This window comes from Brevundimonas sp. (assembly GCF_035998205.1).
GTDB lineage: Bacteria > Pseudomonadota > Alphaproteobacteria > Caulobacterales > Caulobacteraceae > Brevundimonas.
Map to the genome: position 1 here is coordinate 596,554 of NZ_DASYHT010000004.1, position 17,902 is coordinate 614,455.

Annotated in this window: 21 protein-coding genes and 2 tRNA genes; 10 read left to right on the forward strand and 13 right to left on the reverse strand. The window is 69.8% G+C overall.

Translation table 11 applies throughout. The features are described 5' to 3' along the window. The first annotated feature begins 21 nt into the window (after positions 1-21). Together VGN74_RS05765 and VGN74_RS05770 are read left to right on the forward strand one after the other, a co-directional pair. Positions 22-1,119 carry an NADH:flavin oxidoreductase gene (locus VGN74_RS05765; RefSeq protein ID WP_327446404.1) on the forward strand — a complete coding sequence of 366 codons (1,098 nt, stop codon included), beginning with the start codon at positions 22-24 and terminating at the stop codon, positions 1,117-1,119. 76 nt (positions 1,120-1,195) lie between these two features. After that, positions 1,196-1,957: a sterol desaturase family protein gene (locus VGN74_RS05770; protein ID WP_327446405.1), complete on the forward strand. Its 762-nt coding sequence runs from the start codon at positions 1,196-1,198 to the stop codon at positions 1,955-1,957. Here VGN74_RS05770 and VGN74_RS05775 read toward each other — a convergent pair. Genes VGN74_RS05775 through VGN74_RS05805 form a run of 7 tightly spaced genes read right to left on the reverse strand, consistent with a single transcriptional unit; the run spans position 1,924 to position 5,202 of the window. After that, positions 1,924-2,244: a YbjQ family protein gene (locus tag VGN74_RS05775; RefSeq protein WP_327446406.1), complete on the reverse strand. Its 321-nt coding sequence runs from the start codon at positions 2,242-2,244 to the stop codon at positions 1,924-1,926. The genes VGN74_RS05770 and VGN74_RS05775 overlap by 34 nt on opposite strands. Before the next feature lie 2 nt (positions 2,245-2,246). Then, entirely contained in the window at positions 2,247-2,618 is a 372-nt protein-coding gene (locus tag VGN74_RS05780; protein ID WP_327446407.1) for a hypothetical protein, read from the reverse strand. 33 nt (positions 2,619-2,651) lie between these two features. Continuing rightward, on the reverse strand, positions 2,652-3,167 hold the full coding sequence (locus tag VGN74_RS05785) for a dihydrofolate reductase (RefSeq protein ID WP_327446408.1): 516 nt from the start codon (positions 3,165-3,167) through the stop codon (positions 2,652-2,654). Then, positions 3,164-3,469, reverse strand: a complete 306-nt coding sequence (locus VGN74_RS05790; RefSeq protein ID WP_327446409.1) for a phosphoribosyl-ATP pyrophosphohydrolase — start codon at positions 3,467-3,469, stop codon at positions 3,164-3,166. The genes VGN74_RS05785 and VGN74_RS05790 overlap by 4 nt, the downstream gene beginning before the upstream one ends. Further along, positions 3,469-4,323, reverse strand: coding sequence for a thymidylate synthase (locus tag VGN74_RS05795; RefSeq protein ID WP_327446410.1), 855 nt, complete (start codon positions 4,321-4,323; stop codon positions 3,469-3,471). The genes VGN74_RS05790 and VGN74_RS05795 overlap by 1 nt, the downstream gene beginning before the upstream one ends. 60 nt (positions 4,324-4,383) lie before the next feature. After that, the gene (locus VGN74_RS05800) at positions 4,384-4,644 is read right to left on the reverse strand and encodes a hypothetical protein (protein WP_327446411.1); all 261 of its coding nucleotides are present in this window, start codon (positions 4,642-4,644) and stop codon (positions 4,384-4,386) included. 6 nt (positions 4,645-4,650) lie between these two features. Then, on the reverse strand, positions 4,651-5,202 hold the full coding sequence (locus VGN74_RS05805) for a DUF924 family protein (RefSeq protein ID WP_327446412.1): 552 nt from the start codon (positions 5,200-5,202) through the stop codon (positions 4,651-4,653). Between VGN74_RS05805 and ilvC the strand changes: the two genes are divergently transcribed. Continuing rightward, complete coding sequence (gene ilvC, locus VGN74_RS05810) at positions 5,201-6,226, forward strand: ketol-acid reductoisomerase (RefSeq protein ID WP_327446413.1); 1,026 nt, start codon at positions 5,201-5,203, stop codon at positions 6,224-6,226. The two genes, VGN74_RS05805 and ilvC, sit on opposite strands and share 2 nt — an antisense overlap. Before the next feature lie 12 nt (positions 6,227-6,238). Here ilvC and VGN74_RS05815 read toward each other — a convergent pair. Next, positions 6,239-6,315: transfer RNA gene (locus VGN74_RS05815), tRNA-Pro, on the reverse strand. Positions 6,316-6,471: 156 nt separating this feature from the next. On the opposite strand from VGN74_RS05815, the gene VGN74_RS05820 reads away from it, so the two are divergent. Both VGN74_RS05820 and VGN74_RS05825 read left to right on the forward strand, forming a co-directional pair. Beyond that, a tRNA-Gln gene (locus VGN74_RS05820) sits at positions 6,472-6,545 on the forward strand. Between the two features lie 155 nt (positions 6,546-6,700). Continuing rightward, positions 6,701-7,183, forward strand: a complete 483-nt coding sequence (locus VGN74_RS05825; RefSeq protein ID WP_327446414.1) for a response regulator — start codon at positions 6,701-6,703, stop codon at positions 7,181-7,183. 2 nt (positions 7,184-7,185) lie between these two features. On the opposite strand, the gene VGN74_RS05830 is transcribed toward VGN74_RS05825, so the two are convergent. Both VGN74_RS05830 and VGN74_RS05835 read right to left on the reverse strand, forming a co-directional pair. Beyond that, on the reverse strand, positions 7,186-7,722 hold the full coding sequence (locus tag VGN74_RS05830) for an N-acetyltransferase family protein (protein WP_327446415.1): 537 nt from the start codon (positions 7,720-7,722) through the stop codon (positions 7,186-7,188). Continuing rightward, on the reverse strand, positions 7,719-9,884 hold the full coding sequence (locus tag VGN74_RS05835) for a S9 family peptidase (protein WP_327446416.1): 2,166 nt from the start codon (positions 9,882-9,884) through the stop codon (positions 7,719-7,721). The genes VGN74_RS05830 and VGN74_RS05835 overlap by 4 nt, the downstream gene beginning before the upstream one ends. 89 nt (positions 9,885-9,973) lie before the next feature. On the opposite strand from VGN74_RS05835, the gene VGN74_RS05840 reads away from it, so the two are divergent. After that, a complete protein-coding gene (locus tag VGN74_RS05840; protein ID WP_327446417.1) occupies positions 9,974-10,825 on the forward strand; it encodes a serine protease in 852 nt (283 codons plus the stop codon). 2 nt (positions 10,826-10,827) lie between these two features. Here the strand turns inward: VGN74_RS05840 and VGN74_RS05845 are convergent, their stop codons facing one another. Continuing rightward, positions 10,828-12,615 (reverse strand): acyl-CoA dehydrogenase, encoded by a 1,788-nt coding sequence (locus tag VGN74_RS05845; RefSeq protein ID WP_327446418.1) that lies wholly within the window; start codon positions 12,613-12,615, stop codon positions 10,828-10,830. Positions 12,616-12,766: 151 nt separating this feature from the next. On the opposite strand from VGN74_RS05845, the gene VGN74_RS05850 reads away from it, so the two are divergent. After that, on the forward strand, positions 12,767-13,315 hold the full coding sequence (locus tag VGN74_RS05850) for a cytochrome b (protein ID WP_327446419.1): 549 nt from the start codon (positions 12,767-12,769) through the stop codon (positions 13,313-13,315). Between the two features lie 18 nt (positions 13,316-13,333). Here the strand turns inward: VGN74_RS05850 and VGN74_RS05855 are convergent, their stop codons facing one another. Continuing rightward, entirely contained in the window at positions 13,334-14,128 is a 795-nt protein-coding gene (locus VGN74_RS05855) for a M23 family peptidase (RefSeq protein WP_327446420.1), read from the reverse strand. Then, positions 14,128-14,814: a hypothetical protein gene (locus tag VGN74_RS05860; RefSeq protein ID WP_327446421.1), complete on the reverse strand. Its 687-nt coding sequence runs from the start codon at positions 14,812-14,814 to the stop codon at positions 14,128-14,130. The genes VGN74_RS05855 and VGN74_RS05860 overlap by 1 nt, the downstream gene beginning before the upstream one ends. Before the next feature lie 222 nt (positions 14,815-15,036). On the opposite strand from VGN74_RS05860, the gene rpsB reads away from it, so the two are divergent. The 3 genes from rpsB (at position 15,037) to pyrH (ending at position 17,865) form a co-directional block, all read left to right on the forward strand. Then, complete coding sequence (rpsB, locus tag VGN74_RS05865) at positions 15,037-15,900, forward strand: 30S ribosomal protein S2 (RefSeq protein ID WP_327446422.1); 864 nt, start codon at positions 15,037-15,039, stop codon at positions 15,898-15,900. Positions 15,901-16,074: 174 nt separating this feature from the next. Further along, complete coding sequence (gene tsf, locus VGN74_RS05870) at positions 16,075-17,013, forward strand: translation elongation factor Ts (RefSeq protein ID WP_327446423.1); 939 nt, start codon at positions 16,075-16,077, stop codon at positions 17,011-17,013. A 111-nt stretch (positions 17,014-17,124) separates the two neighbouring features. After that, positions 17,125-17,865, forward strand: coding sequence for a UMP kinase (gene pyrH, locus VGN74_RS05875; protein ID WP_327446424.1), 741 nt, complete (start codon positions 17,125-17,127; stop codon positions 17,863-17,865). Positions 17,866-17,902: the final 37 nt, after the last annotated feature.

Here is a 17,902-nt window from a genome sequence, read left to right on the forward strand (position 1 = left end):
GGATTGCCCCAAGGATTGTCGATGAGCGTCGAGACCCTGTTCCGCCCCTTCACCATCAAGGGCCTGACCCTGCCCAACCGCATCGTCATGGCCCCCATGACGCGCTCCTTCAGCCCGGGCGGGATCCCGACGAAGGATGTGGCGGCCTACTACCGTCGCCGCGCCGAGGGGCAGGTGGGTCTGATCGTCACCGAGGGGACGGTCGTCGACCGTCCGGCGGCCCGCAATGACGCTAACGTGCCGGTCTTCCACGGCGAGGCGCTGCCGGCCTGGAAGAAAGTGGTCGATGAGGTGCACGCCGCCGGCGGCCTGATCGCGCCGCAGATCTGGCACGTGGGCGCCGCGCGCGGTCAGGGACCGGACTGGACGCCGCTGGGCAAGGTCGACAGCCCCTCGGGGCTCGTCGCGCCGGGCAAGCAGAAGTACGAGCCGATGACCGAGGAGGACATCGCCGACACCATCGCCGCCTTCGGCAAGGCTGGCCGCGCCGCCCGCGAGCTCGGCTTCGACGCCGCCGAGATCCACTCGGCCCACGGCTATCTGATCGACCAGTTCTACTGGCCGGGGCTGAACGTCCGCACCGACCGCTGGGGCGGCCCGACCATCGCCGAGCGCGCCCGTTTCGGCGTCGAGGTGGTCAAGGCCGTGCGCGAGGGCCTCGGCCCGGACATCCCCCTGATCATCCGCCTGTCGCAGTGGAAGCAGCAGGACTACGGCGCGCGCATCGCCGGGACTCCGGACGAGATGGCCGACTGGCTGCTGCCGCTGTCGGACGCCGGCGTCGACGTCTTCCACTGCTCGCAGCGCCGCTTCTGGGAGCCCGAGTTCGAGGGCTCGGACCTCAACTTCGCCGGCTGGGCCAAGAAGATCACCGGCAAGCCGACCATCAGCGTCGGCTCTGTGGGGCTGGATGGCGAGTTCATCGCGGCCTTCGGCGGGGCCGGCTCGCAGCCGGCCTCGCTGGACGGGCTGATCGCCCGCATGGAGCGGGACGAGTTCGACCTGATCGCCGTCGGCCGGGCCCTGCTGTCCGACCCGAACTGGGTGGTGAAGGTGCGCGACGGCCGCCACGACGAACTGGCCGCCTTCGATCGCCGTCACATGGCCGAGCTGACCTGACCGACGTGTCGGGCGAGGTCGCTTTGCGGCGATCTCGCCCCTCGTCACCGGCGCCCCGTCGCCCTAGGCTGGCGTCATGACGTTAACCGGCGTCCTCATCACCACGCTCTGGCTCAGCCTCATCATCGGGGCCCGCTACCTGTTGGTCGCCGGGGCGGTGCACGCCTGGCTGTGGCGCGGCAAGGGCGCCGGGACCCGGCTCAGCGCCACCCGGCCCTCGGCCCGGCTGATCCGCCACGAGATCACCTATTCCCTGATTTCCACGCCGATCTACGCCCTGCCGGCGGCGATCGTGCTGGAGGCGTGGAAGGCCGGCGGCACGCGCATCTACCTTGATCCCGGCCAGTACGGCCTGTGGTGGCTGCCGGTCAGCTTCCTGCTGCTGCTGATCATCCAGGACGCCCACTACTACTGGACCCACCGGCTGATGCACGACCGGCGCATCTTCGGCTGGGCCCATGCGGCGCACCATCGCTCGCGTGACCCCAGCCCCTTCGCCAGCTTCGCCTTCGATCCCGCCGAGGCGGCCCTGACCGCCTGGGTCATCCCGGCCCTGCTGTTCGTGCTGCCGGTCAATCTCTGGGTGCTGGTGGCGCTGCTGACCTTCATGACCGCCACGGCGGTGATGAACCATTGCGGCTGGGAGGTCTGGCCGGAGCGCTGGGTGCGCGGCCGGGTCGGGCGCTGGCTGATCACCGCCACCCACCACAGCCGCCATCACACTCACATGAAGACGAACTTCGGGCTCTATTTCCGTCTGTGGGACCGGCTGTGCGGCACCGACGCCATGCCGCCGGTCAGGCCTCAGGCGGGCTCGACGACCACGGCGGTGCCGTAGCACAGCACCTCGGTGATGCCGGGCATGATGTCGTTAGCGTCGTAGCGCAGGGCGATGACGGCGTTGCCGCCGGCCTCGCGGGTGTGCTGCAGCAGCGCCTCATAGGCCTCCGCCCGGCCGGTCTCGGCCAGCTTCACATAGGCCCCGACCCGCCCGCCGATCATCGACTGCAGGCCGCCGATGGCGTCGGACACGACGTTGCGCGAGCGCACGGTGATGCCGCGCGTCACCCCGATCACCCGCACGATGCGGTAGCCGGGCAGGTCATTGGCGGTGGTGGTCAGCATGCTCAGTCTCCCGGGGTTTGCGTGACGATGTCGAACCCTCGCTGCACGACCCGTCCGTCGGCGTCCAGCCAGGCGCGGCCCGAGGCCGTGCGCGAGAGGGTGGCGATCCTGAACCCGGGCCAGGGCCCGGGCACGGGGTCCCAGTCGGGGGTGATGCAGGGCACCGCCAGCCGGATCTGCTGGCCTGCGGTGTACTGGCCGCCGCGCTCCACGGCCGTGACCCTGCCTTCAACCTGACAGGTCGCGTTGCCTCGCGGACTCGCCGGCCCCGCTTCCACGGCGGCGACCTCGAGCACGATCACCGCGGCGGCCTGGGCGCGGATCTGGTCGTAGTAATGCGGGGGCAATTCGGCCGGCGGCATCAGGACAGGCATGGCGGCTCTCCTCGGTCAGCGTCGTCCGCGCTGTCAGCGGCGTTCCAGGATGCGGAAGACAAAGGCGTGATCGTCCTTCTCCCCCGGAGCATGCGCCTCCGCGGCGATCTCGACAAACTCGCCCTCGTCGAAGGGCGGAAATGTGACGTCGCCCTCCGGTTCGGCCTCGACCTCGGTGATGTAGAGCCGGCGGGCCTTGGGCAGGGTGGCCGCGAACAGGGCCGCGCCGCCGATGATGCAGACCTCGTCGACGCCGTCCTCGGCCGCCTGCTCGCGCGCCATCTCCAGCGCCTCAGTCAGGCTGTGCACCACGACGGCGCCCTTCGCCGTGTAGGACTCATCGCGGGTCAGCACGATGTTGAGCCGGCCGGGCAGGGGCTTGAGCGGCAGGCTCTCCCAGGTCGCCCGGCCCATGACGCAGGGCTTGCCGACCGTGATGGCCTTGAACCGCTGCAGATCCGACCGCAGCCGCCACGGCAGGTCGCCGTCGCGGCCGATGACGCCGTTGCGCGCGCGGGCGACGACCTGGACGAGGGCGGGGCCGGTCATGCCGCCGGCTCGAGCCAGCGCAGCCACTTGCGGCGCATGGCCTGCTCGAGGTCGACGCCGGCCCGGTCGCAGTAGATCAGCAGCATGCCGAGGACATCCGCCGCCTCGTCCGCCAGCGCCCCGGGATCGGCGGCGCCGCGCGCCCGGCCATCGGTCCTCAGATGCTCGGCGGTCAGCTCGCCCAGCTCCTCCTGCAGCTTCAGCAGCGCCCAGTCCCCCGACCGGTCGATACCGTGGCGGGCGGCGTAGAGGTCGGAAATCCGCAGCACGTCGCTCTGCAGCCCGGCGAGGGTCATCGCCATTACTTCGACACCTCGGCCTTGATGTGCGGCCACGGGTCGTAGCCCTCAAGGGCCACGTCGCCGAGCTCGTAGGCGAACAGGTCGTCGCGCTTCGCCAGCTGCAGCGTCGGGAACGGGCGGGGCTCGCGGGTCAGCTGCAGCCGGGCCTGGTCGAGGTGATTCAGATAGAGGTGGGCGTCGCCGAAGGTGTGCACGAACTCCCCCGGCTCCAGACCGACCACATCCGCCACCATGTGCGTCAGCAGGGCGTAGGAGGCGATGTTGAACGGCACGCCGAGAAAGACGTCGGCCGAGCGCTGGTACAGCTGGCAGCTGAGCTTCCCGTCGGCGACGAAGAACTGGAACAGGCAGTGGCAGGGCGGCAGGGCCATGTCGTCGACATCGGCCGGGTTCCAGGCCGAAACGATGTGGCGGCGGCTGCTCGGGTTGGTCTTGAGCCCCTCCATGACCCGGCTGATCTGGTCGATGACGCGGCCGTCGGGCGCCGCCCAGCTGCGCCACTGCTTGCCGTAGACGGGCCCCAGCTCGCCCTCGGCGTCGGCCCACTCGTCCCAGATGCTGACGTTGTGATCCTTGAGGTAGGCGATGTTGGTCTCGCCGCGCAGGAACCACAGCAGCTCGACGATGATCGAGCGCAGGTGCAGCTTCTTGGTGGTCAGCACCGGGAAGCCGCGCGCCAGATCGAAGCGCATCTGGCGGCCGAACACGCCGAGGGTGCCGGTGCCGGTGCGATCCTCGCGGCGCACGCCGGTGTCGAGGATGTCCTGCAGCAGGGCCAGATACTGCCGCTCCGGATGGTCGGCGGGCGCGGCGGCGTGGACGGCCGGATCAGGCAGGACGACGTGAGCGTTCATGGTCCCGAGCATGCCGCCGATTCGTCATGTCCGGCAGGCGTCCGATTCGCTCACCCACAGCTATTCCACGTTACGTTCCCGCCGGCGCCGCGCCGCCTCGATGCGCTGGCCGACGGCCCGCTCGCGCCGGGTGGTCAGCGGCTTGGGCAGGCCGGCCGTGGTCGGGGTGCGGCGCTTCACATTGGGCTTCAGCTTGCCGTAGCGCTTGCGCGAATAGGCGCGCGCGCACTCCATGCAGTGGCGGTAGTTCCGCGCTGCATAGGAGGCGTGCCAGTTGCGCCCCTCGCTCAGGATCACTCCGCATTCGCGGCAGCGCTGCATGTGGTCTCAGCCCTTGAAGCCTTCCTCGGCCAGCCAGGCGAGCTCCTCCGGCGTCGAGTCGCGCCCCAGCGCCGGGTTGCGGTGGGGGAAGCGGCCAAAGCGGACGATGATGCCCCGATGATGCTCGGCCCAGCGATCGTCGGGGGCGCGGGTCATGCGGGTCTGGAACAGCTCGACCTGACGGTCCTGGTCCTCCATGCCCTCGGAATGCTGCAGGGGCAGGTAGACGAAGCGCCGCAGGTCGTTCTCCAGCGCCAGATCGAGGTCCGCGGCGACCGTCTGAAGCGCTACCCGGCGGCCGAGCGGATCGGTGGCGAAGGCGTGCCCCGTGCCGCGCCAGACGTTGCGCGGGAACTGGTCCAGCAGGATCAGCAGCGCCAGCGCGCCCTCGGGTGTGGCGCCCCAGTCGTCGAGGTCGCGCCGGGCGGCCGCCAGATGCGCCGCCATGAAGCGCCGCCCGAACTCGGCATCGAAGGCGTCGTCCTTCGCAAACCAGCGCTCCGGACCGGCGGCTTTCCAGAAGGCGACGACGGCGTTTGGGTCTATATCCTGGGTCATGACCGAGACCCTGAGCCCGCCGCTTCCCGTTTTCCATGAACAGGATTGCGACCTGTCGCTGATCCGGGGCCGCCGGGTGGCGGTGATCGGCTACGGCAGCCAGGGGCGCACCCACGCCCTGAACCTGCGCGACTCGGGCGTCGCTGACATCGTGGTGGGCCTGAAGGCCGACTCGGCGACCCGGGCCCGGGCGGCGGAGGACGGGTTCGAGGTGCGGACCGCGGCGGAGGCCACGCGCGACGCCGACGTGGTGGCATTGATGGTTTCCGATGAAGCGCACCGCGACCTCTGGCGGGAGGAGATCGCGCCGAACCTGCGGCCGGGCGCGGCGGTGATCTTCGCTCACGGCCTGTCGGTGCGCTTCGGCCTGGTGACGCCCGGCCCGGAGGTCGATGTGATTCTCGCCTCACCCAAGGGCATCGGGCCGCGCATCCGCGAACTCTACGAGGCCGGGGAGGGGGTGTTCTGCCTGTTCGGGGTGCATCAGGACGCCACCGGTCAGGCTCATGCGCTGGGCCTGTCCTATGCGGCGGCGCTGGGCTGTGGCCGCAAGGGCATCCTGGAGACCACCTTCGCCGCCGAGTGCGAGAGCGACCTGTTCGGCGAGCAGGTGGTGCTGTGCGGCGGCACGGTCGAGCTCGTCGACGCCGCCTTCATGAAGCTGGTCGAGGCCGGCTATCCGGCCGAGGTCGCCTGGTTCGAGTGCTTCTACGAGCTGAAGCTGGTGACCGACCTGCTGCACCGGCTCGGGCCGGCCGGGGCCTTTGCGCGCATTTCGAACACGGCCGAGTACGGGGCCTATCTGACCGGGCCGCGGGTGATCGGTCCGGCGTCGCGGGCGGCGATGGACGAGGTGCTGGCCGAGGTGCGTTCGGGGGCCTTCGTGGACCGGCTGATGGCGGACTATGACGCAGGGTCGCCGGAGCTGACGGCGCGGCGGCAGGGCCTGTCGCAACGGCTCATCGAGCAGGCCGGCGCCCGCCTCGCGGCGGCGGCGCAGCGCGCCGACAACAGGAAAAATTGACCGGGAAAAGAATGGTCGGAGTGGCAGGATTCGAACCTGCGACCCCTGCGTCCCGAACGCAGTGCTCTACCAGACTGAGCCACACTCCGACTTGGAGGCGGGCTTATAGCCATGGCCTCCCGGGGCCGCAAGCACGCCTTTTGAGAGGACGCAAAATTTCGCGTCGTTCTGCCTGTTGCAAGCGTCCGGGGCCTGAGCTATCTGACCGCCTCCCGCCGCCGAGGCGGGTGCGCCGGACCTTCTGCTGGGGAATGGTGTAATGGTAACACTACGGTTTTTGGTACCGTCATTCTAGGTTCGAGTCCTAGTTCCCCAGCCACCGGCCGCGGTCTCTCTAACTCTCCTGAAAAACCAGGCCTGATTGATCGGACGACACGCGCGTTCCGCTTGCGGCGTCGCGGTTTTCGACGTCGTGGAACCAGACCGGTCTCCGCGCATTAGCTGTGTCCGGTACCGTACGCAGCTGTGTTGGCGATGGCGGGTCGAGTCGAGGTCGCCCCCGTGGAGAAGAACCCGCCCCTGAGAGTTCTCGTCGTCGAGGATCAGGCGCTGCTCGCGCTGCAGCTGGAGATGACCCTGCTCGATCTCGGCTGCGAGGTGGTCGGCTGCGCCATGGACAAGGCCACGGCGCTGGAGACGGCGGCCCGCGAGGCGCCGGATCTGGCGTTCGTCGACATCAATCTGAGAGACGGCTGCACCGGCCCGGAGATCGCCGCCGCGCTCGGCAGGGACTTCGGCGCCGCCAGCGTCTTCGTCACCGCCAATCCGGAGCAGGCGGCCGGAACGACCAGCGGCGCGCTCGGCGTGATCTGCAAGCCGTTCGACACCGACACCATTTCCGGCGTGGTCCAGTTCGTCGAAGTCTACCGGCGGGAACGGCGTCTCGCTGCGGTCCCGCCCCGGTTCCTCATGGACCCGGGCCTGCTGGCCGAGCGGCCGCCTGCGGATGGCGCCTGAGGTCAGCCGAGCTCGAGCCCCGCGGTCGCCGGTGGCGTGTCGCCGGGGTGAAGGTCGAGCTGCAGCAGATGCACATCGAGCCACCGACCGTGCTTCCAGCCCACGCGGGCGTAGTGGCCGGCGCGGCGGAAGCCCTGCCGTTCGTGAAGCGCGATCGAGGCTTCGCTCGTTGCGCTTTCGCTGATGGCCGCGATCACGTGCCTGAGGCCGCGCGACCTGACCCGATTGACCAGCGCCGAGAGTAGGGCCCGTCCCACGCCCTGACCCCGCGCAGACTCCTCGACATAGATCGAGCCTTCCACCCCGTAGCGATAGGCCGGTCTCGGCCGGAATGGCGAAGCGTAGGCGTAGCCGGCGAAACCTGACCCCGTCTCCGCCACGAGCCAGGGCAGGCCATGCGTCTGCACCGACTCGAAGCGGGCCGTCATGACCTCCAGCGACGGCGCCTCCAGCTCGAAGGTCGCGGTGCCGCCGAGCACCTCCCGGCCGTAGAGGGCAGTGATGGCCGGGAGGTCCTTCGGAATGGCGTCGCGGATCATGCGTCCCAGCTGCGCTCCAGCGCCCAGACGGCGAAGGCGTAGTCGTGGGCGATCTCCTTGAGATAGTCGAAGCGCCCGGAGGCCCCGCCGTGCCCGGCTTCCATGTTGATCTTGAGGAGCACCGGATTGGTCGAGGTCGTCGCCGGGCGCAGCTTCGCCACCCACTTCTGCGGCTCCCAGTAGGTCACCCGCGGGTCCGACAGACCGCCGGTCGCCAGGATCGGCGGATAGGCCCGGGCGCTGACCTGATCATAGGGGCTGTAGCTCATCATGTAGTCGTAGGCGTCCGGGTCCTCGAGCGGGTTGCCCCACTCCGGCCATTCCGGCGGCGTCAGCGGCAGGGTGGTGTCGCTCATGGTGTTGATCACGTCGACGAACGGCACCTGGGCGATGACGCCGCCCCACAGGTCCGGCCGCATGTTGGTCACCGCCCCCATCAGCAGGCCGCCGGCGGAGCCGCCCTGGGCCACGATGCGGCCGGCGCGGGTGTAGTTGCGCGCGATCAGGTGCTCGGCGGCGGCGACGAAGTCGGTGAAGGTGTTTTTCTTGGTGAAGCGGCGCGCCTGCAGGAACCAGTTCCAGCCCTTGTCCGAGCCGCCGCGGATATGGGCGATGGCGTAGATGAAGCCGCGGTCGACCAGCGACAGCCGGCTGGTCGAGAAGCTGGCCGGCATCGGAATGCCATACGAGCCATAGCCATAGAGGAGGAGCGGGGCCGACCCGTCGACCGGCGTGGTGCGACGGCGCAGCACCGTCACTGGCACCAGCTCGCCGTCGGCCGCCGGGGCGTTGAGGCGCTCGACGACATAGTCGGCCGGATCATGGCCCGACGGCACCTCCTGCACCTTGCGCAGGGTGCGGGTGCGGGTCGCCAGATCATAGTCGTAGGTCGAGGTCGGGGTGGACGGCGAATTGTAGCCGTAGCGCATGACCGTGGTGTCGAACTCCGAGGCGCCGCCCAGCGACAGGGCGTAGGCGGGCTCGTCGACGGCGATCTCGTGCTCCGCGCCGGCCCGGTCGCGGATGACGATGCGGGTGTTGGCGTCGGCGCGCTCCTGACGGGCGATGAAGTCCTTCACCAGCGCCAGGCCCTCGATGTAGCGGCCGGGGGTGTGGGGCACCAGGTCGGTCCAGTGCGCCTTGCCCGGCGTCGCCGTGGGGGCGGTGACGATCTTGAAGTCGATGGCGTCGTCGGCGTTGGTGTGGATGACCCAGCGGTCGCCCCAGTGGTCGGCGTCGTACTTGCGATCGACGACGCGGGCCTCCAGCAGGACCGGGGTCGCGGTCGGAGTGTCTCCGGGGATGTAGCGGGCTTCCGAAGTGACCTGGTCGCCGATGCCGATGATGATGAAGCGGTCGTCGGACGTGCGCCCGACGCCGATGAACATGCCCTCATCAAGCTCTTCATAAACGAGGGTGGTGTCGCCGCCGAGGGCAGGACGGCGGAAGATCTTGTCGGGGCGGCCGTTCTCGTTTCGGTTTGTCCAGAAGATCCACTGGCTGTCGGGCGAGAAGGTGAACCCCCCATAGGCCGACTCGATCGGCTCGCCGACGAGCTGGCCCGTGGCCAGATCCTTGACGAAGATGCGGTAGAATTCCGAGCCTTGGGCGTCCTCGGAATAGCCATACAGGGCGTGGTCCGGGCTGGCGCTGGCCTGACCGACCTCGGAGTAGGCCTTGCCTTCGGCCAGCACATTGGCGTCGAGCAGCACCTGCTCGCCGCTCTCCTGGCCACGCGGACGACGGCAGTACAGCGGGTGCTGGTCGCCCGTGCGGTAGCGGAAATAGTACTCCCACGGGCCGTCGGGAGAGGGGACCGAGCTGTCGTCCTCCTTGATGCGGCCGCGCATCTCCCGGAACATCTCGTCCTGCAGCGGCAGGGTCGAGGCCATCATCGCCTCGCGATAGGCGTTCTCTTCCTCGAGGTGCGCCTTGACGTCCGCCTTGATCAGGCTCGGGTCGCGCAGCACGGCCTGCCAGTTGTCGTCCTTCATCCACTGATAGTCGTCGACCCGGACGCGCCCCAGCTGCTCGATACGGACGGGGATCTTCTTGGCGACAGGCGGGACAGGCATCGAGGCTCCGGTCTGATGGGCGAGGGCGGGCGTGGCGGCGACGGCCGCGAGCGCGGTGGTGGTCTGGACGAACTGGCGACGGTTCATGGGGGGCAATCCTGTAACGGCGGCGGCACCTTGTGCGGGCGCGCGCGGCCGGTCAAATGAAAGCGCTGACAGACAGAGATGGTGGCCGCGTGCTGTTCGATCCCGCCCTGATCCAGGACCCGCCGGCGGTCGTCCGTCCGCTTGAGGCGACGCCGGCCCCGGCGCCGGCGTGGGACCTGACGCTCGGCATGATCAACGCCACGGTGATGCTCGATCAGCCGCTGGCGGATGGGGCCCGTACGGTCGGCACCGGCTTCCTCATCGCTGACGAGGCGGCCGACGGGACTCCGCGCGTCCTGCTCGTCACCGCCCGGCACGTGCTGGACCGCATGCCGGCCGACGAGATGCGGATCGGCTGGCGGGTCGCGTCGGAGGACGGCGCCTGGCGTTTCGACCCGCAGATGGTTTCCATCCGACAAGACGGGGAGCCCCTCTGGGTCGAGCACCCGCTGCAGGATGTGGCGGTGATCCCGATCACGCCGCCGCCGACCTTCGCCGCCGCCGCCATGCCGATCGGCTGGCTGGCGGACAGCGCGACCTTCGACCGGCTCGGCGTCGGGCCGGGCGACGAGCTCTACAGCCTCGGCTTTCCGCAGGGGCTGTCGGCCAACCGCGCCGGCTTTCCGATCCTGCGCGTCGGCAAGGTCGCGTCGTGGCCGGTTGCGCCGGTCGACGCCTATCCGACCTTCCTGCTCGATTTCGCTGTATTTCCCGGCAACTCTGGCGGCCCGGTGTTCTGGGCCCCGGCCGCCCGCCGTCGGCCGGACGCACCGACGCCGGAGCACCCGTTCATCGGCGGGGTGCTGACCCAGGCGGTCGAGGTCGGGGGGCAGACGCTCGGGCTGGCGGTGGTGGCCCACGCCCGCTTCGTGCGCGAGACCATCGCCCTGCTGGATCAGCCGCGGCCGTCGGAGCTGGCCGGGACCCTGCCGGTCGACTGACGTCAGGCGGCGCCGAGCGCCTCGCGCGTCATGCGGCGGAGCAGGGCGCCGCCCTGACCGATCGCCGCCAGACGACTGGACGCATGGCCGAGCACGTTCGCGGCATAGACCTCGTACAGCGCCAGCTTGCCTTCCAGCCAGGCGGGGGCGCCCTCGCCGGCCTTGAGCCGGCGCGCCGCCTCAATGGCCCCCTTGGCCAGCATCCAGCCGCCGATCACGTCGCCCATCAGCTTCAGATAGGCGTCAGCCCCGGCCAGCACGTCGTCCGCCGCGTTCGGGTCCGACTTGCGATCGAGCAGCCACAGGGTCGCGTCGCGCACGGCCTCGATGGCGGCGGCAAAGCGCTCGACGGGCTTGCCCTCGAAGACGTGCTTCAAGTCGGTGAGGGTAACGGTCATCTCGGCGATCACCGCCCGGGCCGCCTCGCCGCCGTCCTGGCCCAGCTTGCGGCCGACCAGGTCCATCGCCTGAATCCCGTTGGTGCCCTCGTAGATCGGGGCGATGCGGGCGTCGCGATAGTGCTGGGCGGCGCCGGTCTCCTCGACGAAGCCCATGCCGCCGTGGACCTGCACGCCGAGGGAGGCGACCTCGACCCCCATGTCCGTCGACCATGCCTTGGCGATCGGCGTGAACAGATCCTCGCGGCCCTTCCAGAAACGCTTGTCGTCCTCGCTCGCCGCATGTCTGGCGAGATCGGCGGCGACGCCGGTGGACAGGCAGATGCCGCGGCCGGCCTCGATGCGCGCCTTCATCACTGACAGGGTGCGGCGCACGTCCGGATGATCGAAGATCGGCGCGCCGGCCTCGCCGGTCCAGGGCGAGCGACCCTGACGGCGGTCCAGGGCATAGGCCAGCGCCTGCTGATAGGCGCGCTCGGCGATGGCGACGCCCTCGACACCCACGGCCACCCGCGCGGCGTTCATCATGGTGAACATGTGCGCCAACCCCTCGTTGGGGCGGCCGATCAGCTCGGCCGTGGCGCCCTCATAGGCCATGACGCAGGTGGGCGAGGCGTGGATGCCCAGCTTGTGCTCGATGCCGACCGGACGGAAGGCGTTGCGGGCCCCGGGATTGCCCGCGTCATCCACCATCACCTTGGGCGCGAGGAACAGGCTGATGCCCTTGGGGCCGGGGGGGGCGTCGGGCAGGCGGGCCAGCACCAGGTGCAGGATGTTGTCGGTGGCGTCGTGGTCGCCCCAGGTGATGTAGATCTTCTGGCCGGTCAGGCTGTAGGTCCCGTCACCGTTGGGGACCGCCTGGGTCGTGAGCGCCCCGAGGTCCGAGCCGGCCTGGGGTTCGGTCAGGCACATGGCGCCGGTCCATTCGCCCGAGATCAGGCGGGTCAGGTACAGGTCCTTCTGCCGGGCGTCGCCATGGGCCTCCAGCGCCTCGATGGCGGCAAGGCTCAGCATCGGGCACAGGCCGAAGGCCATGTTGGCCGAGTGCACCGGCTCGAAGGCCGCCAGCTCAAGCGCCTTGGGCAGGCCCTGGCCGCCGTGGGCCGGGGAGGCGGCCAGGCCGGTCCAGCCGCCGGCGGCGAACTCGCGATAGGCCTCGGCGAAGCCAGGCGCCGCCGTTACCGCGCCGTTGGCGTAGCGGGCGCCCTGCTGGTCCCCGACCCGGTTGAGCGGCGCGAGCAGGGTTTCCGCGACCTGGCCTGCCGCCTCCAGCACCGCGCCCATGACGTCCCGGTCGTAGTCCGGGAAGGCCCCGGTGGCTGCGACGGCGTCGATTCCGGCCACGGCTTCGAGGCTGAAGGCGAGATCGCGAACGGGGGCGCGATAGGTCATGACAGGCTCCCTTGAGCTCGGCCCCGTCGCCGGGTCCGTTTTCTTTGACCTCTCACTGCCGCGCCGCCTCGCCGGGTGCAAGGCCGGGCTTGGCGGTGGCGGGGGCATGGGGCAAGCTGCCGCGTGGCCCTCGGGCCGAGAGGGGAACGCCATGGCTGCGCCGACTGACCGATATTCCACCGTCGCGATCGCCTTGCACTGGGGGATCGCCGTTCTGGTCCTCATGCAGATCGGTCTCTACTTCGCGGCCGATGCGGTCGAGGGGCCCGCGGCGCGCACCTTCATCGACGTGCACAAGGCCAGCGGCCTGAGCATCCTGGTGCTGACCCTGATCCGGTTGCTGTGGCGGGTGCGCCATCCCGCCCCCCCGCTGCCGGCCGCGACGCCCGGCTGGCAGCGCTACCTCGCGCGCATCACCCAGGTGCTGTTCTATGTGGTGCTGATCGCCCTGCCGCTCGGCGGCTGGGCCGCATCGTCGGCGGCGCAGCGCCCGATCGACTGGTTCGGCCTGTTTAACTGGCCGCTGCTGCCGCTGCCGGCCGACCGGGAACTGGCCGGCGCCCTGATGCAGATGCACGAGAACGGGGCCAAGGTGCTCTATGTGTTGCTTGCCCTGCACGTGGCCGGGGCGCTGAAGCACCAGTTCATCGACCGGGACAGCGTCCTGCGGCGCATGCTGCCGATCCTTCCGCCGCGTTGAGGGGCCGGTTGCGGTTGCTCAGGCTGTTGCGTTGAGCAGTCGGGAGTAGCTGTCCACCAGACTGGTGTAGGTCGGCACGAAGATGACCGCCGCCGTCTCGCCGTCTGAAACTGGCGCCTTGATCTCGAAGTGCAGGTGAATGGTGGTGGCGTTGCCGCCGAAATCGTCCGAGACGCGACCCAGCCGCTGGCCCCGTGTGACGGTCCGCGACGCCAGCGTCGGGAACAGGGCGTTCACCTCGGCCATATCGAGGTGCAGGTAGCGGTAAATCCGCCCGGAGTCGCCCAGAAGGGTGAGGGTGTAGCTGCCGATCGAGCTGATGCGGCCGGCCTCGGCGGCGACGGCCCAGTGCACCCTCTTCTCGCAGGTGGCTGGCCGGATATCCTGGCCCTGGTGCCCGCGCCCGGCCGGGCACTTGCTGTTCGACCAGGAGCGGGTCTCGCAGAAATTGTCGCGCCACGGATAGGCGTAGTTGCGAGGATCGCATTGACCGCCGGGGCCGGGCGCCTGCCAGCCGCCGTAGCCGTACACCTGGGAGTTCGCGTAAGCCGGTCCGGCCTCCAGTGGAAAGCGCATGCCGGCGGCCCACAGGGTCGGATCCGTCGCGCCGCTGCCCGAGCCAGGATGCAGCGCTCCGGCGGGTTCGTGCGGCCAGGTGACCGGCTCAGGGGCCGGTGGCTCGGGAGGAAGCTCGGCCGGTGTCACGGGACCGTCCGGCCCGGCCGGGACAGGCGGCGCGGCGTCGCCGCTGCATCCGCCGGGCGCGCAGGCGGTGAGCGTCAGCAGGGCGGCGACCGTCGCGAGGCGGCGCATCAGTCGCCCCCGCCCAGCAGGACGAGGCTGGCTGCGAACCCCGTCGCCTCGGCCTCGCTGCAGCTGGCGCCGTTCGGCGCGGTGCAGATGAAGCTGACGCTGTAGACTGCGCCGTAGCGGCTGAAGGCGACGTCGACGCCGTACTCTGTACGCTCGACCTGCACATCCTGCGGCCGGTCAACTCCCGGGGCGCGAACCGCCGTGCGCGGGGCGCCGGACGGGACGCGGGGCGCGGCCCCGGCCTCAGGAGCTGCAGGCCGGTCGGGCAAGCCGGTCGATCCTGCGGCGCCCGCGGCGGCCGGCGCTCGGAAGGCCTGGGTTGAACCATAGATTTCGATGATACGGCCTGGCTGCTCGATCACCAGCATGTAGTGCCGCTCGCCGCCGAGGAAGGTCGCGGCCTGCAGAAGGGCTGGCGTCGGTGGTCCGAGAACCGGCACGTCCGAGGCCGAGATGGACGCGAGGGTCTGTTGTCCGCCCGGCGACTGGGACAGCACGCCGCGCAGGCGCGCCGTCAGCGGATCCTGCCGGGCGACGGTCAGCGCAGACCGGCCGGCGGGGGAGGGCGGCAGTTCGGCGACGGTGGCCGCGAGCGGCGGCGTGAGGGGCTGTCGCGAGCTCGCCACCCCGGCGATGCCGGCGGCGAGCACCACGACCATGGACAGCACTGTCGCGCGCAAGGACATGACCCTTCTCCCTCAAACGCAATGTAACAGCGTTCTTCGGCGGTGTCGCCCGGGAACCGTGACGCTTGCTTTCCGGCGATGTCTTCCCTAGAAGCGCGGCGCACTTCGCACGCGGGCGTGGGGCGTTCCGGGGAGACATCCCGGGTCGTTCCGTTCCGAGGGCCGGATCTTCGGCCTTTTATCGCCCGCGCCAGGATTGATCGGAAGAAGGATAGACGATCGATGGCTCTGCCTGAATTCTCCATGCGCACGCTTCTGGAAGCCGGCGCGCACTTCGGCCACCAGACCCACCGCTGGAACCCGAAGATGGAGCGCTACATCTTCGGCGCGCGCTCCAACATCCACATCATCGACCTCTCGCAGACGATGCCCCTGCTGCACCAGGCGCTCGTCGCGGTGCGCGAAGTGGCCGCCAAGGGCGGTCGCGTGCTGTTCGTCGGCACCAAGCGCCAGGCCGCTGACCCGGTCGCCGAAGCGGCCAAGCGCTGCGCCCAGTACTATATGAATAACCGCTGGCTCGGCGGCACCCTGACCAACTGGAAGACCGTGTCGGGTTCGATCCAGCGTCTGCGCGAACTGGACGCCGTGCTCGAGTCCGGCGGCGAGGGCCGCGTGAAGCGCGAGCTGCTCAGCCTGCAGCGCGAACGCGACAAGCTGGAAGCTTCGCTGGGCGGCATCAAGGACATGGGCGGCATCCCCGACATCATGTTCGTGATCGACACCAACAAGGAAGCGATCGCGATCCAGGAAGCCCGCAAGCTGAACATCCCGATCATCGCCATCCTCGACACCAACTGCGATCCGGACGGCATCACCTACCCGATCCCGGGTAACGACGACGCCGCCCGCGCCATCCAGACCTACTGCGACCTGATCGCCGACGCGGTGCTGGACGGCCTCGCCGCCGGCGCTTCGGCCCAGGGCATCGATCTGGGCGCCTCGGAAGCCCCGGTCGAGCCGGCCCTGCGTGAGGCCGCCCCGGCCGCCGCTGAACCGGCCCCGGCCGGTGCGGAAGGCGCCGCCGAGGAAATGCTGGCCGCCGACGCCGCCCCCGAGGCCGCCGCCGCCGAAGAGACCGCCGGCTGATCCGCCGCGCCCCCGTTTCGGGGCGCGTCAGAGCCGAAGCCGGAAGGGCCCTGTGTGGCGGTCGTCGCAGGACGATTGTCGCACAGGGCCTTTATCGAACACCGACCGACCCTTTCACGGCCAGGCCTCCGGGCCCGGCCGTTCCGCTACGAGACCCAATCCAGGAGAGACACAATGGCCGAGATCACCGCCGCGCTCGTCAAGGAGCTGCGTGAAAAGACCGGCGTCGGCATGATGGACTGCAAGAAGGCGCTGGCCGAGAACAACGGCGACCTGCAGGCCTCGATCGACTGGCTGCGCGCCAAGGGCCTGTCCAAGGCCGCCAAGAAGGCCGACCGCGTCGCCGCCGAAGGCCTCGTTGCGGTCGCCACCCGTCAGGACGGGAAGGGTGAGATCGGCGCCGCGATCGAGTTCAACGCCGAGACCGACTTCGTCGCCCGCAACGAGCTGTTCCAGAACGCCGCGAGGCAGTTTGCGCAGCTGGGCCTTGAGCATCACCACCTCGAAGGCCTGCACGGCGCCGAGCTGGAGAATGGCAAGACCGTTCAGGATGAGGTGACCAACCTGATCGCCACCGTTGGCGAAAACATGCAGCTGCGCCGCGCCGCCCGCCTGTCGGTGAGCGAAGGCGTCGTCGCCTCCTACGTCCACAACGCCGTGGCCCCGTCGCTGGGCCGCATCGGCGTGCTGGTGGCGCTGGAAGGCGAGGGCGACCAGACCCAGCTGCGCGAGCTCGGACGCAAGATCGCCATGCACGTCGCCGCCACGGCTCCGCTGTCGCTCAACACCGACGACCTCGACCCGGCGGCGATCGAGCGCGAACGCGCCGTGCTGATCGAGAAGGCCAAGGAAGAAGGCCGTCCCGAGAACATGATCGAGAAGATCGTCGACGGTCAGATCGCCAAGTTCCAGAAGGACGTGGTCCTGTCCAAGCAGCCGTTCGTCATGAACCCGGACCAGACCATCGAGCAGCTGGTGGCCGACACGGCCAAGAGCCTCGGCAGCGCCAACCTGAAGCTGGCCGGCTTCGTGCGCATGGCGCTCGGCGAGGGCGTCGAGAAGGTCGACGGCCCGGACTTCGCGGCGGAAGTCGCCTCGATGACCAAGGGCTGATCTCCCTTCTCGTGGATCAATGAGGGCGCGCCGGGCTTTGAAGCCGGGCGCGCCCTTCGTCTATAAGACCCACGCCGATTCCGGCGGCACCGCCTGCAAGATGGAAGACCCATGCCCGACGCGCCCAGCGAGTTCCGATACAAGCGCGTCCTGCTGAAGGTGTCCGGCGAGGTCCTGATGGGGGACCAGGGCTACGGCATCGACATGCAGACGGTCGCCGAGGTCGCCCATGCGGTCGCCGAGGTCGCTCGCGAGGGCGTCGAGATCTGCCTCGTCATCGGCGGCGGCAACATCTTCCGCGGCCTGAGCAAGGCGGCGGGCGACATGGACCGCGCCTCGGCCGACTACATGGGCATGCTGGCCACGGTCATGAACGCCCTCGCCATGCAGGCGGCGCTGGAGAAGATCGGCGTTCAGACGCGGGTGCAGAGCGCCCTCGTCATGAACGCCGTGGCCGAGCCCTATGTGCGCCGCCGCGCCCTGCGCCACCTCGAGAAGGGCCGGGTCGTGATCTTCGCCGCCGGCGTGGGCGCGCCGTTCTTCACCACCGACTCCGGCGCAGCCTTGCGCGCCGCGGAAATGGGCTGCGACGCCCTGCTGAAGGGCACCAGCGTGGACGGCGTCTATACCGCCGACCCGAAAAAGGACCCGACCGCCACGCGGTACGACGAGCTCACCTACCACGACGTGCTGGCGCGCGACCTGAAGGTCATGGATGCGTCCGCTGTCGCCCTGATGCGTGACTCGGGCATTCCGATTGTGGTGTTCTCGATTCGCGAAAAGGGATCGTTCCGCCGGACGCTGCGGGGCGAGGGCGCCTTCACGGTGATCCGCAACCCCCGGCCCGCCTGATACGTCCCGATCCCGCCGCCACCTGACCACGACGACA

Excerpts from the sequence above, each read along its gene's own strand:
- VGN74_RS05835 (WP_327446416.1), bottom strand. The coding sequence starts at position 9,884 with ATGAACCGTCGCCAGTTCGTCCAGACCACCACCGCGCTCGCGGCCGTC.
- VGN74_RS05780 (WP_327446407.1), bottom strand. The coding sequence starts at position 2,618 with ATGCCTGTCCTGATGCCGCCGGCCGAATTGCCCCCGCATTACTACGAC.
- VGN74_RS05855 (WP_327446420.1), bottom strand. The coding sequence starts at position 14,128 with ATGCGCCGCCTCGCGACGGTCGCCGCCCTGCTGACGCTCACCGCCTGC.
- VGN74_RS05770 (WP_327446405.1), top strand. The coding sequence starts at position 1,196 with ATGACGTTAACCGGCGTCCTCATCACCACGCTCTGGCTCAGCCTCATC.
- VGN74_RS05800 (WP_327446411.1), bottom strand. The coding sequence starts at position 4,644 with ATGCAGCGCTGCCGCGAATGCGGAGTGATCCTGAGCGAGGGGCGCAAC.
- VGN74_RS05860 (WP_327446421.1), bottom strand. The coding sequence starts at position 14,814 with ATGTCCTTGCGCGCGACAGTGCTGTCCATGGTCGTGGTGCTCGCCGCC.
- pyrH (WP_327446424.1), top strand. The coding sequence starts at position 17,125 with ATGCCCGACGCGCCCAGCGAGTTCCGATACAAGCGCGTCCTGCTGAAG.
- VGN74_RS05785 (WP_327446408.1), bottom strand. The coding sequence starts at position 3,167 with ATGACCGGCCCCGCCCTCGTCCAGGTCGTCGCCCGCGCGCGCAACGGC.
- VGN74_RS05850 (WP_327446419.1), top strand. The coding sequence starts at position 12,767 with ATGGCTGCGCCGACTGACCGATATTCCACCGTCGCGATCGCCTTGCAC.
- VGN74_RS05805 (WP_327446412.1), bottom strand. The coding sequence starts at position 5,202 with ATGACCCAGGATATAGACCCAAACGCCGTCGTCGCCTTCTGGAAAGCC.
- VGN74_RS05765 (WP_327446404.1), top strand. The coding sequence starts at position 22 with ATGAGCGTCGAGACCCTGTTCCGCCCCTTCACCATCAAGGGCCTGACC.
- VGN74_RS05795 (WP_327446410.1), bottom strand. The coding sequence starts at position 4,323 with ATGAACGCTCACGTCGTCCTGCCTGATCCGGCCGTCCACGCCGCCGCG.
- tsf (WP_327446423.1), top strand. The coding sequence starts at position 16,075 with ATGGCCGAGATCACCGCCGCGCTCGTCAAGGAGCTGCGTGAAAAGACC.
- VGN74_RS05845 (WP_327446418.1), bottom strand. The coding sequence starts at position 12,615 with ATGACCTATCGCGCCCCCGTTCGCGATCTCGCCTTCAGCCTCGAAGCC.
- VGN74_RS05790 (WP_327446409.1), bottom strand. The coding sequence starts at position 3,469 with ATGGCGATGACCCTCGCCGGGCTGCAGAGCGACGTGCTGCGGATTTCC.
- rpsB (WP_327446422.1), top strand. The coding sequence starts at position 15,037 with ATGGCTCTGCCTGAATTCTCCATGCGCACGCTTCTGGAAGCCGGCGCG.
- VGN74_RS05775 (WP_327446406.1), bottom strand. The coding sequence starts at position 2,244 with ATGCTGACCACCACCGCCAATGACCTGCCCGGCTACCGCATCGTGCGG.
- VGN74_RS05830 (WP_327446415.1), bottom strand. The coding sequence starts at position 7,722 with ATGATCCGCGACGCCATTCCGAAGGACCTCCCGGCCATCACTGCCCTC.
- VGN74_RS05825 (WP_327446414.1), top strand. The coding sequence starts at position 6,701 with ATGGCGGGTCGAGTCGAGGTCGCCCCCGTGGAGAAGAACCCGCCCCTG.
- ilvC (WP_327446413.1), top strand. The coding sequence starts at position 5,201 with ATGACCGAGACCCTGAGCCCGCCGCTTCCCGTTTTCCATGAACAGGAT.